This is a genomic window from Paraburkholderia phytofirmans OLGA172, assembly GCF_001634365.1.
Lineage (GTDB): Bacteria > Pseudomonadota > Gammaproteobacteria > Burkholderiales > Burkholderiaceae > Paraburkholderia.
Window position 1 is genome coordinate 119531 of the sequence record NZ_CP014579.1, and the last position, 13680, is coordinate 133210.

Here is a 13680-nt window from a genome sequence, read left to right on the forward strand (position 1 = left end):
ATGACCGAAGGAACGGTGAATGTTTCAGGCAGTCCAGCATCACCCGAAGTAATCGAGCAGTGCCAACACAAGTGGATTTCTGGCTGGGTAGGGATCGGGGTGGGTAACAATAACCTATCAAGGGCCCGTGATTATTGCGAAACTGCATGCAGCCTGGCTGTGGGTAAGCCAGCGCTCGCCCAGTAGAAGCTTGTCTCATTGGTGATTAGTTCTCTCGGGTCAGCGTCACCTAAGAATTAATCCGCACGGGTGAGGCTTTTCAGGATGGTGATGCAGCGAGACTCGCTTGCATCAGAGCAATATGTGCGGTCCGAACTGACGCGACATTCAGTACGCGATTGACGCACGCGCAACGAATGAGCGACCAGTGTTATAGTTCACCGCCCGTCCGATTGTCTTTCCACGATGTAATCGTCGTGGTTAATGGTCTTTTGGTTTTATCTTCATCGCCGGAGCCGGGAATGGCGCGAGATACCGGACGCCATGTTCGGCAGCGCAGATAGGAAGAATCGGATGGGCACTCTCAATATCACTTCACTTCTCGACGAGTCGGTTCAACCGCCGCTCATCTCTCCCTTCCTGTTGTTGCGGAGCGTCGAGGATCTTTGTAGCTTCCTCGATATCTCGCACAGGCGGCTGAATTTTCTTCTTTATGTCTTGACGCCCGGCGATAGATATCGCAGCTATGAGCTCAAGAAGAAAAAATCGAGTGGCACGAGAACAATCAAAAGCCCTATCAAACCGCTGAAGGAAATTCAACGCCGCTTGGCCAATGAGCTGTCAGCGGTTTATAAGACCCCGCTTAATGTCTATGGCTACGTCAAGCACCGCGATGTTGTCGACAAGGCAAAGCAGCACGTCGGACAACGTTGGGTTGCACGCATCGACCTTGAGAATTTCTTCGGTACATTTAATTTTGGCCGTGTGCGCGGCATGTTCCGGGCTAAGCCGTTCAATTTCCCAGACAGCCTCGCTACCGTTCTTGCACAGATTTGTGTCGACACGAACGAACTGCCGCAGGGGGCACCGACCTCGCCAATTATCTCCAATATCCTGTTCTGGCGACTCGACGCTCGTCTTCGTCGACTTGCTCGTGAACATCGATGTGTCTACACCAGATACGCAGACGACTTGGTTTTCTCGACGAACAAGCGGCACATGAGCTCGGGAATTTGCACCGTTCTTGACGAGTTGTCGGAGACGCCTACGATTCGGGTGGGCGAGACGCTTCGAAAAGAAATTGAGGGCGAAGGTTTTAAGGTTAGCGACAGTAAGACACGGCTCTTTGGGCGCACCGCGCGGCAGCAGGTCACCGGATTGACGGTCAACGAGAAGGTGAACCTAGGACGGGAGTACGTCAAGGAGTTGAGGGCAATCCTGTACGCTTGCCGAAAATTCGGTGTTGAGGCCGCGAAAGAGAGGTTCATGGCGTCGCACTATGGAAAAAATGTTCCGCCGGGAAAAGCTGCTCCAGCCTTTGCCGAAATCATCAGAGGCCGAGTCATGTACGTTGGCCGGATTAAAGGGTACTCGAGTCGAGCGTTTCTGGCCTTGGCGCGAGGCATGCCGATACTAGATCCGAATTTCCGTGTTCCCGAAGAGCACGCCGCGCCGCGCGCCTACCTCTTTACCGAGGGGGTGACAGACTACCTGCACCTTGATGCTGCGCTAAAGCGATTCAGGAAAGCTGGCGAATTTGCCGATGTCACGGTTGAGTGGGACGATCACACGAAGCGCGAACAGATGGGTGATAAGCGTCTGCTACAGATATGCGACGACATTGCCAAAGGGCCCAAACAGGACCGGTTGTGCATATTCGTGTTCGATAGGGACGTCCCTGACACCATTACTAAGGCCGAGGCGCCAGATGGATCGCCGAAATTGCGCGGTAACGGCGTAGTCTCGATGTGCCTACCCGTTCCTAAGCATCGTGACCAATCGTCGCCAATGTGCATTGAACATCTCTACTCGGACGAGTTCCTGTATCAGTACGATGCTGACGGGCGAAGGCTCTTCGCGCGCGACGAATTCTTGCCAAGCGGCTTTCACAAGAGCGAGGACTTCCTATCCCGCCAGCCCAAGACATCTCTGATTGTCGACAGCGACGTTGTGCTCTCAGCAGGGGAGCGCCGAGGAACGAGCGTAGCACTATCGAAGCGCCAGTTTGCAATGTTTGTGAATCTGCAGACCGCGCCATTTTCCGAGCCGGATTTGTCCGGGTTTCGACCATTTTTTGAGGCGTTGCGTCAGCTCATGGAGGCGCACGAAGCGATTCAGGCTATGCCGGTTACACCTCCCGCAAATGACAGAGGGCAACGGGTACCACCACCAGGTACCGGCGCCGGCGCCACGCAGATTGAAGCTTGATTGCGCAAAGACGCCGACGTAGTGACTTGTCGGCTAGGGGGCGGCTGAAGACTTGGTCGAACGCTACCGAGCAGAGACCTGCCTCGCCCGAACCTTTGGTTGGACGCGACGCCGAAGCGGAAGTTGCGGTGTTCGAGCGCACTCTGGCCTTTGGGGACAACTTTCTCGCAAGGACACAGCCTCACCGCTTGTGCACCATGCAAGCAGCAGAATGTCGCCAAACTTGGCGAATCAATGAGCTCCGCCTGTTCATCCAAGCTGGGGCCTCGAATCGACAACAATTGTAGGATACGTGGTGATCGCGGAAAATCGCGTTCTAGGCAGCACATTGGTAGTTCCGAGGGCCATGCTAGCGGAATTTGAAGGCGCCGACTTTCATCAATGCCAGATTGCTGCCGTACATACGTCCTGCGGGCGAACCAACCGATTCAATGGATACACGGGAATTGTTATGGCCTCCTTCCTCGAAGAGAACATTAAGACGCTCGTGCATTTGCGGCGACGTCTTCATGAAGACAATATGCTGGCTCTCTGTTTCGGCGCCGGTGTAAGCGTCAACTTCGGGTTTCCTCTATGGGGAAAGCTTGTCGAAGAAATTGGAGCCCACCCCGACGTCGACGGCAAACATTTGACCGAAACGTCGGAAGGGTTGGCGATTCAGGCGCAATTGCTATATCAACGGTTCCGCGAAAACAAGGTCGAAGCTGCACGTGCAGCTGGCGAAAACATTGCTGACGCCAAGCGTATGGCCGCGTCCCAATGGTTGCATATTGTGCACCAGTGCTTGTATAGGAAGGCGACAGTCGACGACAAGGGGCTTAAAGATCATCCGTACCTGTGGGATCTGTTGCCGTTGGTCAAGAAATCGGCCATGACCATCAACTACAACTTTGACGATAGTGTGGAGCGACTGCTTTATCTCTTCAACGCCGAGAACAACGTAGGTGGGGATGACAGAGGATTCGAAGTTGTCTGGAAACCATCGGTCCAGTTCAGGCGACAAAAAGGGGTCATCTATCACCCGAACGGGTTTCTGCCACATCGCTTGTCGGATGGCTTCAGCGACGACATTGTTTTTATGGAGCAGGAGTTCGCAGACCAGTTAATCGATGTCGCTGATGGTCACTACGCGTCTTTGCTGAATCATTTCTCTAAGCAGACCGTAGTCTTTATGGGGCTGTCTGTAAGCGACAGCTCGTTGAAACATGTGCTGAGAACATCTGCCCGTAACAATCCTGGCCATTTCCACTACGTCGTGCACTATTGCCACGAGAAGAAGCCCGACGCTGCTTATCAAAAGGCCCTAAGTGAGGCGAATTTTTCGCTGTACAACCTGGTTACGCTATTTTTTACGGCAGATGAGATTAAGGAGTTTTCTAAGTTGCTGGTCGCAGAACGGGAGGCGTTTGCTGAGCGTTGCGACAATGAGCCGAATGGCGTAAAGACGAGATTTCGTTACTACCTTACCGGACCAGTTGGCGCAGGCAAGTCGACCATGCTTGAGTACATTCGTTGCCTCGATACCTTCGACGAGTGGGTTGACCGTAAAACTCCGCTGTTGGTGATACCGCAGGAAGAGTTGACGGACGCCCAGCGCGCCGAGGTAGATGATTGGATCAATTTGCAGTTTCGAAAGAAGAACCGTCGCATCAGCGAAGTCCGGCAAGGAATCTCGCTGATTGATCGAAGTCCAATCGATCCGCTATATTTCGCGACAGATGAGAATGCAAAACGCATTCGTGCAAAGGAACTGATTACTGCGATGGTCCCTAGAGAGGGGAACGTTGCGAAAATTGCCCCGGGACATTTGATCATGCTTACTTGCGATGTAGGAGTATTGCAACCACGGTTGAGGGCACGGGAAAAGCGCTACTCGCTTGAGCAACTCAACGCACATCAGACGAAGGTCGATGCACAGTGGCGTAACTGTGCGTCTGTGACGCATATCGATACAACGCACATGACAGTGCCCGAAGTTGTCAAGCGCGTACTCGAGATTATTCTTTTTGAGAATTACGATGAAATTTCCTTTCAAGAAATCTGCCAAGAAACCGGCGGGGAGGCCGAAGTTCTACCTCGCGGCCCCGTTGTTCAGTCCAATGGAGCGTGAGCTAAACACTAGTCTCACTGCATTGCTCGAGCGCGTTGGCGATGTGTATCTACCCCAGCGGGATGGTTTGTTGGTGGAATCTCTGAGGGAGCAGGGGGATCACGATGAAAAAGCCATATGTGAAGCCGTCTTCGCCAAGGATATCGAAGCCATCAGCGATGCGGATGTAATTGTCGCCGTTCTTGACGGACGAGCATTGGACGAGGGCGTCTGCATTGAGCTTGGTTACGGCAAGGCACTTGGAGTGTTCATCGTCGGCTTCAAGAGCGACATAAGGACCGCTTTACCTTGGGGGCACAATCCCATGGTGAGTGGTTGCGTCGATGTCTGGGTCTCCTCCAATCACGAGCTCAGTGAATGGATCGCGACCGCGTGTAAACCGTGAGATTAGGTTCGCAAAGTCGACACGTGTAGGTGCGGGGCCGTCTCGTTTGAGTGCGACGGTAGAAAGGCTACTGCGCTTGGTGTAGACATGGAGGTTCCGGGAAAGGCGATCAACTCCCGATTGTCGAGCGCGGACTGGACTACATTTTCGAAGGGCCCAAGCCCTTTATTGACAGGGACCGGTGAGGCCGGGTTGTGTTTCCTGATCTGATGCTCGGGGCGTTGACCGCCTCGGTGGACAACATGGGCTTACTTTTGCATTCATCGCGCTGACGAGCCCTTTGCTCAAGAGGATCAAAAGTCGAATTATTCTGCTCCGGTCATCTTGAGGCCTGATCGTGGATACTTAAAGTCAGGGCGCACGCTGCAATTTTGCTGTTGTGAGCACGGCGGCCGCCAACACGTCCATGTCGACAGCGCTGTCGAGCAGATAGCAGGATTTCTCAAGCAACAATCCGTACTGCGTTGCCAGTGACACTTGTGTTTGTACGTGCATGGCAAGCTCAAATTCGGTTGGCAATGGGCGTCCAGCGGGATTGGTCCGGATCCGGTCGGCCAACACCTGAGGGCTCGCGTAAAGGCAGATAAAAGTGTCAGCGTCGAGACGCTTTAAGTTATTGACCGAAAACGGTGTTACCCGAAAACCGTATTCTTCCTTTGTGACGGGATGGCTATCAATGATGACATCGCGAGTTGGGCGACTCGCTTCTACCTCATTAATCAACCACTCATCGACTTCCGCGACGTCACCCCTTGTAACTACCAGCGCAGACTGCTTCCTTATGCCGTCTTCGGCGAACTGAAGGCCGTGTTTGCGTTCGATATAGTCGCGTAGTAACGTACTGTAGGACAGTACCCGCAAGTCAGGTACGAGTTGGGCGACGCGCTGGCACAGGGTCGATTTTCCGGTCGCGGGCGCACCAGTTAAATAGACGACTTTTCCCATTTCGTCGCTCTCATTGCCTGACTGCTGCCTGTGGTGAACTTGCGCCTTGCAAATGTGCTGTCCACGCACAAATGCCACGCCTTTCCTTCGGCCTTTGACTAGGCGAAGGCCGCTGCATTGCGCATGGAATTGAAAAGCGAAGTCGAGCCGTCGTTCGTCTGAAAATCAAAAAGGTCGGGGGTAACTCCGACTGTGCGCGCAACAACGGGCTTGCTTCGGAGGCGCTTCACTAGGCGAACCCAGCCGTCAAAGTCGCCATCTCGCGACGCGGCGCCGACCTCCGCCACGTCCCGCCGCTTCAAGAGAGTGGGCTGTGCCAGTCTGACAAAATAAGGAGCCTCGAGTTCCGCTGCAAATGCGACGGGATAACTCTTGCCCGACGCAGGTTCGCCAGCCGGTGCGCAGGCGACAACTGCTGTGACTTGGGACGCACCCAGGCCCTTGCCTGTACCGACGTTCGTCAACCGATAGGGATGGACCTCGAGCTCACTATCAGTTGCAAGCTCGTCAAGCGATGAGCAGACGAGTGCGTAATGGGATTGCTTGCGTTTGCCTGACGGCAGTCGCGCTCGGCTTGTCACGAACGTGTGGGCCGGAAGCGAGCGGACCTGGCCGTTGTTGTCGAGCCAGCCATTCCACAGGACGACCTCACCAGGTTCGACGTCAATTGCTTTGGGTTTGCTCGGCATCGGCGAAAAAATCGCCATGAGCGAACCGACGAGGTTGGCCGCCGTTTCCGGATTGTCACCAAGGGACTGTCCGATTCCCCAAAGGAAGCGACCGCCTCCCAATCTGCGCTCCCATTCCTTTCGCAGAATGATCGTTGCCAAGGTCTCGCCAGACTCGGTGCCCATTTTGGTCCAGCAGAACGCGGGCGGTAGGTGTTTCAGTGTCATCGGCTTCCCCAAGATGGCGAAATCATAACAGATATGGTCGCCAATTCATTATGAGTTAATGTATAGGTATAATGTATGAAATGGAAGATCTTGAACTCGACCTAAGGGTGCGCGAATTAATGAGCCGGCTCATGGCAGATCCGCGATCGGCCAATGAGATCGCGCGATTGGCGGGAGTGAGCCAGCCGACTGTTTCGCGTTTCCGGTTGGTCAAAGGTCGGCGGATTCGGGGAAGCGCGTCATTCAATAAGCTATGCAGTTTCTATGGTGTACATGGCGAATCGCTGGGTCGCCGTGCCACCGCATACAATGAGCTGCTACGCGACGCTATCGTGGATGCTTGGGATGGTTCTGAGGAGCACGGACAGGCACTTCTTGTAGTAATAGAAGGGCTGAAGGGTCTGAAAGGCAAGCCTGACATGAACAGAGGAGGTGCACGTGGCCGTAGCCAAGCAGATTGAGAGGATATTCGGGTCGCTCGAAGCGGCTGGGTTCCCTCGTGCCTTCCAAAAAACGCTGCTGCCTGAGTGGGTGACCGCCGACGTACTTTCCGATGAAGCTGCTTCTTCGGAAGTCGCTGCAATCCTGGCTAAGCGACTTGGCTTGCGGGCCAGTCCGTTGTTCAATCAGGCGCCGAATGTAGAAAGCCTGCGACGACGCGATACCAAGTACAAACGCTCGATTCCTAGTCGTCACAAGAACCTCTTCGCTGCTACGTCCGTCGCTGCGAGCATCGCAGAGTCTATTTCTGCTGCTTGCGGGAGGCCTTTTGTGTCGCTGCCGGCGGATGCTGGTGAATTGCGCCGACATATACTGGAGTCTTTCAAGGGATACTGGGTGGGACTCAGGAATCTGTTGATGACCTGCTGGGCGTCAGGCATTCCAGTTGTTTACCTGGCCGAGTTGGGCAATGGTGTGTCCAAGATGGATGGGATGGTTGTTCACACCGCTGGTCGCCCCGTCATCGTGCTTTCAAAGGGCTCAGACCTTTGGGCCTGGCAACTTTTCATCCTCGCGCACGAGGTTGCGCATATTGCGCTGGGGCACGTTTGTCCCGATGAAATCCTCATCGATGAAGAGCTCGGCGTGGATTCGTACGCGTTGGAGGACGAGGACGACGAGGAACGCGCGGCCGATACGTTTGCAATTGAACTCCTCAATGGCCGACGCGACGCAACCTATACCACGTCCGATGCAGCAGTCAATGGCGCGGAGCTCGCTGACGCCGCATTCACATTTGGGAAAAAAAACCGCATCGATCCCGGTCACATTGCGCTGAACTACGCGCACAAGTCCGGAGACTGGAAGACGGGAGTCGCTGCGGCGAGGCGACTGCAGGGACAAAACCCGCCAGCTCAAGACGTAATTAATCAGGCGATGTGGGAGAACATTCTTCCGGAAACGCTACCGGAGGACACTCTCGAGTTTTTGCGCAGGGTAACGGGCTCATTGGAAGACTGAATTCCATGCGCGTCCTGATAGATAACGATGCGTTGTTGAAGCTGGCGCGATACGATCTCTTGGCGCCTACGCTAGAAGTGCTGGGCGTTCAACCGCATGCTGTCGAGGTGCTTGTCGCCGCGCCGTACGTCTTGCTGCCGGGGAAGGAACGGCTTAAGCGGTGCAAAGATGAGGACAGTGCTCGACGTATTGAGGCGTTTCTTGGCGGCGTTGGTCGTATAGACGCTCAGACAGCTGACGCGGACCTGCTTGACACACTAACTGGTCAACCAAACATTGACGCGGGCGAAGCGTTGCTACTCGCTTCGGCGGCAACACACGTTGACACATTAATTGTCACGGGTGACAAGCGAGCCCTAGCGGCGCTTTGTACTGACGATTCGCTGGCGATTGTGCGAGACGCGCTCGATGGACGGGTCGTTACGCTTGAAATCCTGTTCGCCATGCTGTCGAGCAATGGGCTGAAAGCGGTGCAGGATAAGGTGCGGCTGAAGCCCGATGTCGACAAAGCGCTAACGTACGCCTTTGGGGTATCTGCTCCAGCTGATCCACAGTCCGTCTTCGAGGCGTTGCGCTCATATATAGGTAGCCTGCGCGAGGCCACCGGCCAGCTGCTATATGCCCTGCCGCCTTAGTTCCTGACAATAACGGCGAAGGGAGCCTTCACCCTCGCGACTAGGCCAATATGCTTAATTATTCGCTCGTCGGGCGCAATAGGAACGTCGCGCGGAGCGTATAAGAAACACCCCTTATCCGACTGGCCGACCAGATACCGGTCTCCTTTCTTGCCGCGACTAGGTCCAACACCCACTTCGAGTTCCCCAAGGTCGACATCAAATTCCTCCACCTCGAGCTTGTCCAGTACCAGCGCGTATCTGGAGCCTCGTACTTCGATTCCCTTTGGTATGGGCTTCCAGTCCACACCATCATCGGAGTACTCCTTTGCAATCTCTGGCGGTGCGGCATGCTTAGAGTTCATCTTCTGCATTATGATTAGAACCTCATTACCGGCCTGTTCGACCTGTTTTGCGAACGGTTGAACCATCGTTATAGGATGGCAAGTGCTGCCGCCGTATCCCCAAAAAATTGAGCCCGCCTCCTCATATTCACGCTGCTTGCGCGAGACGATATCATCGATGGTCTCCCGGGCATGAAGCCCGACCTTCATGTAGATCAGCCCAGCTCCCTTCCTTGAGTCAAGCATTCTTCACCTCCAGCGCATCAAGCAGATAGAGTTGTTCCGGCTCCTTGTCGGGATTTAGGCTGACGCGCTCGCGTATATACCGGTATCTCAACGGCGAGCTTTTCCCATAGAAGTTAGCGAGTCTTGCCGAAGTCAAAGGAAGCGACTCAGCGGCCATGCATGTTGAATCAATCCGTCGGAACAGGCATGAGCACGACCGAAGGTCTGGAGCGTCGTCCAGATGATATAGGTGAAGTTGCGGCAGCATCTCGGCAACGACATATCCGAGTTCGATCGCTCCAACTTGAGTATCGCGGAGGACCTCTTGTGTCCAAGGAAGGTCAGGATCATCCGCAATTACCACTATTGCCAGACTCCTGTCACGGGTGGCCTCGCTTCCTCGCTCAAAGAATGCCCGAACGCTCTGCCCTCCATTGCTAGCTCCCCACGGCGGATTTATGTGGAACCCGTCATAGGCGCCAAAATGCTTTGCAGGCAGTGGGTCTGCAACGTTGTAAAGTTCGGCGGAGATCTTGACTTTAGCTTGAAGCTTTTCGCCAAAGCGCTGGACCGAGTTCACGATCCTCTCATCGAAGTCCAGAAGTGTGATGGAGCTGGGACCGTAGCCAATCACGCCTTGCGCTTTCAGATGAGCGGCGGACAGCGCGATACCGTCGCCGTCGCCGACGAAGACAACGTCCTTTTCGTTGAACACGCGTGCGACATACTCTGCTTGGATCACCATGTCGGCGACCTTCATGTATATCTGATCGAATTCCCGTAACGGAGGAGGGCGATTCTGAACCACGTCGGAAATGGCGTTAATGGCATTGCGCAAGTCAAATTCCATCGAAGCTCCCGGTGATCCGGCGCGACTGCTACAAATCCCGGTGTCGCGGCGGACTTGTTATTGTCTTAGCCACAATCGATACGGTTCTGGCCGGTCCGATGCGGCGGAACTCAGTTTAAATCAAATCAGACCATACTACGGTTGAAATCGCACGCCGTCCTTATATCGATCGAATGCCCCAGGCGGCATCGCGGCCCGACGAGGCTACGACTCTAACCAATCCGAGGATCAGCAGTTTCGTCGGGCGGCTATGGGAAGGCGTGGCATCCGTCAAACAGATGATCAACGGGATCTTGGGACTGCAAGGCGGACGATTAGGTCGCGGTTAGCAAGCGTTGTCTGTCGTTGCAGCAGATAATTCTGCTTGGGCGCAACAGCGTTATAGCGGGGCCACTCGGGTTCCAGCGCGGACGTGCGTTGCACCGGAACTATCATTCGTTCAGAGCTGCGACGAATTCTTTCGTGGCTGCCTTGGTAATCCACTTGAGCACATCACCGTTCTTAATCGGACCATGGTGCTGCGTCGTAAATCGCAGTAACCGGGCGCAGTATTCAATAGCGAACGGATGATTGGACTTGGTGACTTCCCGGAACCTGTCGCAGTCGTCGGTTCCTGCGACCTCAATGGTTAGACTTCGAAGTGATACGTCGAAATTCATTGAGTTACCTGAGACCTGGAAGGCGCCAGCCTCCATGGTGCAAGGCTTGTTCGAATCGGGATTTTTTGTGTCCACGCCTTCATTCCAATTCCACGAGCTCTCAAAGCCAGCCAGTACACGCAGGACTTCGAGCATCACGGCCTTTCGATAGGTCAAGTCGCCCGGCGGGTAGGGGCCGAGCTCGCCGACGACATAAGAGTAGATTTCGTGGGTTGGTCGGGGCTGGAATATTTCATTGGGTGCTGACTTACCCCAACTGACGAGCTCGTCCAGAAAGTCTGTCGGCGCCACCCCTCGGTTGTACACCGGGACCTTGCATGCTAAGAACGGAGACATGGCATATCCCCTTACGTAACAGAAATGCTGTTCGAGAGCGCATTGGAAGCGCAGTCACCTCCCGGAAACGAAGGCGTAGCTTAATATCTTTACCGTAAGACCAGTACGGCTGCGTCGATATGCAGCAAGCTAATGCTAGGTACTACCGGGAAAGATTACAAATAGAAATCGGAGAAGATAACTTGGATTGCCTGCGAGGCGCTTACGGTGGTGGCTCGTCAGTATCAAGATTCGCTCGGTTCAGCGCCGCTCGTTTCCGCTGCTGTTGATACGGAAAAGCCCTAGTCGACAGCAAACGAGCAGCGAAACGAGGTGGTCTACGACGCACGTCAATATTTCTTGTTTGTCCGAAAATGCGTGCTAATGTACAAGCACGACCGCATCATAGGCATTGCGATTGCCGAGAGCGACGCAACTGGACACATTGGCCGCTCTATCGGATGCCTGCTGTTTGTTGACTCATGTATTTGGCTAGCTGTCCCCAGTCCGCCGCATCAGAATTGCTCCTATTTGTTCTATCCAGCGTCCGTTTCGCCCGCTAGCGTGCATAAGACGCGCGTGACAAGAACCTAACCTGTTGTTGTACCGCAGTGAATTCTGTTACGCGACCTCGCGCAGAACGACGCGGTAGCTTCTCGTGTGATCGGCGGTTTCTACGAATCGCACGACGCGAAGTACCGGTTGGACTCTAGTAGTTTGAGAAGCCTGTTTTTAGCTTCAAGCCGCGTTTGCCTTGGGCCGATTGAGGATGGGAACAGGTTTGCTTATCGCGAGACCTTTTAAGTGAACTGTTAGGTCTAGTCCGCTTGCCCCGGCGACGTGCAACTTAGTTAGTTTGTGGTTCGAATTCTGCCAGAGCTCTGGCAGAAACGCTGATTGTGACCTGGAGAAGTTTCGTGGTGCCAGACGTACAGCGAAGTAATGCCCAAGAATAGCGCAAAGCGATGAGGGGAGCCCTATGAAAATGCGCGCATGGTGCGTCGTACTGTCCTGTGGATTGTTATCTGGCTGTGCATCACAGGCTTTTTGGGGCTACACGGATACCGGTTGCGCATCGCCACAGTCGAACGACGCCAAATACCGGCTGCGAACGGATAACGCGACGGAGCAGATGAAGGGTATCTTTGCCACTGCTTCGGTCAGGAGCATGGATGACAAGACGCTGGCGTCGACCGTATTGACATATATCAACAGCTCCGATTCGCAGTCGTCACTTGGCGCTGATTACGGAAAGGGGGCCGCCCCTGTTTCTCTTGATGACATTCAGATAGGTCGCAGTCTGATGTCGGGATCCACATCGGGCGAGGTTACGACAGGGTTCATCAGTTCTAGCCCAGACACTGCGGTTCGTGTCATGGCAGCTTTGCGCAACGCATTCGGAGCTAGCGCTGCCGATTGCGCGAGTATGGAGCTCACTCCCCTAGCAACCGCCAAAGCGCGAGCGGATGATGCGAGCGCATTTGTGATTGAGATCGGACAACGGCAGGTTGGCTTCCAGGAAGCGGTCAAATCCAACGGAGAGCAGCAGATTGATTTGGGAAAATTTTCGGTATCTGACAAGAAGCTAGTCCGGGAAGCTATGCGATTGCATTCAACCGGAGCTTTCTGCGCCATGGCACAGGACAGGGCGGGAAAGATGGCCAGATTTCTGGTCAAGGGTGACAAAGGCAGTGCCGACAGCGAAAAGCCGATATTCAATGCCGCCAGGTTCCTTATCGCGTATGAGACCGCGTACTTTCGGAACGGACACGTTGTCGCTGTGTCAGTTGACACTCAGGCGGCGGCCACAAAGATAGTAAGTGAACTGCCAAAGGATATTCAAACGGAGCTAGGCGCCGGCAAAGCGACCCTGACGACCTCCATCGCTTCGAAATTGCAGGAAATCTGCCAAACGAAGCCAGCGGATGCAAAATCCGCGTGCCTTGTGACAGGCTCTTTGGGGGCTACAAGCTTTGTTTCCAGGTCCGGTCAATCCGTCCAGTTCTCAGGTGTGACAGTTTCGGTAGGTGAGAAAGGCGAGTTGAAACCAAACTTCGAATATCCGAAAGTAGCGACATTCGCCCCGCAGATTGTGAAGGTCTTTGTTGAAGCGGTCTTTGACGGAGCGGGGCCGACTGTGCCTGCTGTCGCGACGTCTACGGCCTGCACGCAGCACCTCTATTCTGGCTCCGATTGTCTTGCTGGCGACTCCGCACATGCGCTGCCCGACAGCGGGAAGCCACCAACGACCATGGCTATTGTTGACCGTATCGATACCGACGCTGCGTCAGCGGATGCATTCGCTACATCTATGACGGGCCTAGCCATCAGAGGCGCAAATATCGCTGCATTGAACAACGAGGCAGTCGCTGACTCGATTGCGGCTTTCGCCGGCGTAACCATGCGCAAAACCGTTGAAAAAATTGAGTGGATTCGTGCAAATTCCCCAGAGTCCGGCGGAGTGTGCTCGAGCAGGAGCCTGCTCGCGACAGACACGCACGATTAGCTA

12 protein-coding genes are annotated in these 13680 nt (G+C 54.5%); 7 read left to right on the plus strand and 5 right to left on the minus strand.

Going from position 1 to position 13680, the window contains the following annotated elements; translation table 11 throughout:
- The first annotated feature begins 513 nt into the window (after positions 1–513).
- From AYM40_RS20945 to AYM40_RS20955, 3 genes are all read left to right on the plus strand, one after another.
- Complete coding sequence (locus AYM40_RS20945; protein ID WP_063498220.1) at positions 514–2367, plus strand: reverse transcriptase domain-containing protein; 1854 nt, start codon at positions 514–516, stop codon at positions 2365–2367.
- 295 nt (positions 2368–2662) lie between these two features.
- Positions 2663–4477, plus strand: a complete 1815-nt coding sequence (locus AYM40_RS20950) for an SIR2 family protein (RefSeq protein ID WP_148662262.1) — start codon at positions 2663–2665, stop codon at positions 4475–4477.
- Positions 4467–4862 carry a nucleoside 2-deoxyribosyltransferase gene (locus AYM40_RS20955; RefSeq protein WP_063498222.1) on the plus strand — a complete coding sequence of 132 codons (396 nt, stop codon included), beginning with the start codon at positions 4467–4469 and terminating at the stop codon, positions 4860–4862. Before AYM40_RS20950 ends, AYM40_RS20955 begins: the two co-directional genes overlap by 11 nt.
- Before the next feature lie 351 nt (positions 4863–5213).
- On the opposite strand, the gene AYM40_RS20960 is transcribed toward AYM40_RS20955, so the two are convergent.
- Together AYM40_RS20960 and AYM40_RS20965 are read right to left on the minus strand one after the other, a co-directional pair.
- Positions 5214–5807, minus strand: a complete 594-nt coding sequence (locus AYM40_RS20960; RefSeq protein ID WP_148662263.1) for an ATP-binding protein — start codon at positions 5805–5807, stop codon at positions 5214–5216.
- Between the two features lie 98 nt (positions 5808–5905).
- A complete protein-coding gene (locus tag AYM40_RS20965) occupies positions 5906–6703 on the minus strand; it encodes a hypothetical protein (RefSeq protein ID WP_063500589.1) in 798 nt (265 codons plus the stop codon).
- 80 nt (positions 6704–6783) lie between these two features.
- On the opposite strand from AYM40_RS20965, the gene AYM40_RS38750 reads away from it, so the two are divergent.
- The 3 genes from AYM40_RS38750 to AYM40_RS20975 are packed head-to-tail and all read left to right on the plus strand — an operon-like array spanning position 6784 to position 8799.
- A complete protein-coding gene (locus AYM40_RS38750) occupies positions 6784–7164 on the plus strand; it encodes a DNA-binding protein (RefSeq protein WP_082855481.1) in 381 nt (126 codons plus the stop codon).
- Positions 7142–8164, plus strand: coding sequence for an ImmA/IrrE family metallo-endopeptidase (locus AYM40_RS20970; protein ID WP_063498224.1), 1023 nt, complete (start codon positions 7142–7144; stop codon positions 8162–8164). The genes AYM40_RS38750 and AYM40_RS20970 overlap by 23 nt, the downstream gene beginning before the upstream one ends.
- 5 nt (positions 8165–8169) lie before the next feature.
- Complete coding sequence (locus tag AYM40_RS20975) at positions 8170–8799, plus strand: hypothetical protein (RefSeq protein WP_063498225.1); 630 nt, start codon at positions 8170–8172, stop codon at positions 8797–8799.
- Here the strand turns inward: AYM40_RS20975 and AYM40_RS20980 are convergent.
- The 3 genes from AYM40_RS20980 to AYM40_RS20990 all read right to left on the minus strand — a co-directional run bounded on the left by AYM40_RS20980 (position 8796) and on the right by AYM40_RS20990 (position 11192).
- Positions 8796–9368: a hypothetical protein gene (locus AYM40_RS20980; RefSeq protein ID WP_063498226.1), complete on the minus strand. Its 573-nt coding sequence runs from the start codon at positions 9366–9368 to the stop codon at positions 8796–8798. The two genes, AYM40_RS20975 and AYM40_RS20980, sit on opposite strands and share 4 nt — an antisense overlap.
- Positions 9361–10197, minus strand: a complete 837-nt coding sequence (locus tag AYM40_RS20985) for a bis-aminopropyl spermidine synthase family protein (protein ID WP_063498227.1) — start codon at positions 10195–10197, stop codon at positions 9361–9363. Before AYM40_RS20985 ends, AYM40_RS20980 begins: the two co-directional genes overlap by 8 nt.
- Before the next feature lie 431 nt (positions 10198–10628).
- On the minus strand, positions 10629–11192 hold the full coding sequence (locus tag AYM40_RS20990; RefSeq protein ID WP_063498228.1) for a hypothetical protein: 564 nt from the start codon (positions 11190–11192) through the stop codon (positions 10629–10631).
- A 958-nt stretch (positions 11193–12150) separates the two neighbouring features.
- On the opposite strand from AYM40_RS20990, the gene AYM40_RS20995 reads away from it, so the two are divergent.
- Complete coding sequence (locus AYM40_RS20995) at positions 12151–13677, plus strand: hypothetical protein (RefSeq protein ID WP_148662264.1); 1527 nt, start codon at positions 12151–12153, stop codon at positions 13675–13677.
- The last annotated feature ends 3 nt before the right edge of the window (positions 13678–13680 follow it).

Coding starts and splice junctions, on each gene's coding strand:
- AYM40_RS38750 (WP_082855481.1), top strand. CDS start 6,784: ATGGAAGATCTTGAACTCGACCTAAGGGTGCGCGAATTAATGAGCCGG.
- AYM40_RS20960 (WP_148662263.1), bottom strand. CDS start 5,807: ATGGGAAAAGTCGTCTATTTAACTGGTGCGCCCGCGACCGGAAAATCG.
- AYM40_RS20985 (WP_063498227.1), bottom strand. CDS start 10,197: ATGGAATTTGACTTGCGCAATGCCATTAACGCCATTTCCGACGTGGTT.
- AYM40_RS20975 (WP_063498225.1), top strand. CDS start 8,170: ATGCGCGTCCTGATAGATAACGATGCGTTGTTGAAGCTGGCGCGATAC.
- AYM40_RS20980 (WP_063498226.1), bottom strand. CDS start 9,368: ATGCTTGACTCAAGGAAGGGAGCTGGGCTGATCTACATGAAGGTCGGG.
- AYM40_RS20955 (WP_063498222.1), top strand. CDS start 4,467: ATGGAGCGTGAGCTAAACACTAGTCTCACTGCATTGCTCGAGCGCGTT.
- AYM40_RS20965 (WP_063500589.1), bottom strand. CDS start 6,703: ATGACACTGAAACACCTACCGCCCGCGTTCTGCTGGACCAAAATGGGC.
- AYM40_RS20995 (WP_148662264.1), top strand. CDS start 12,151: ATGAAAATGCGCGCATGGTGCGTCGTACTGTCCTGTGGATTGTTATCT.
- AYM40_RS20945 (WP_063498220.1), top strand. CDS start 514: ATGGGCACTCTCAATATCACTTCACTTCTCGACGAGTCGGTTCAACCG.
- AYM40_RS20990 (WP_063498228.1), bottom strand. CDS start 11,192: ATGTCTCCGTTCTTAGCATGCAAGGTCCCGGTGTACAACCGAGGGGTG.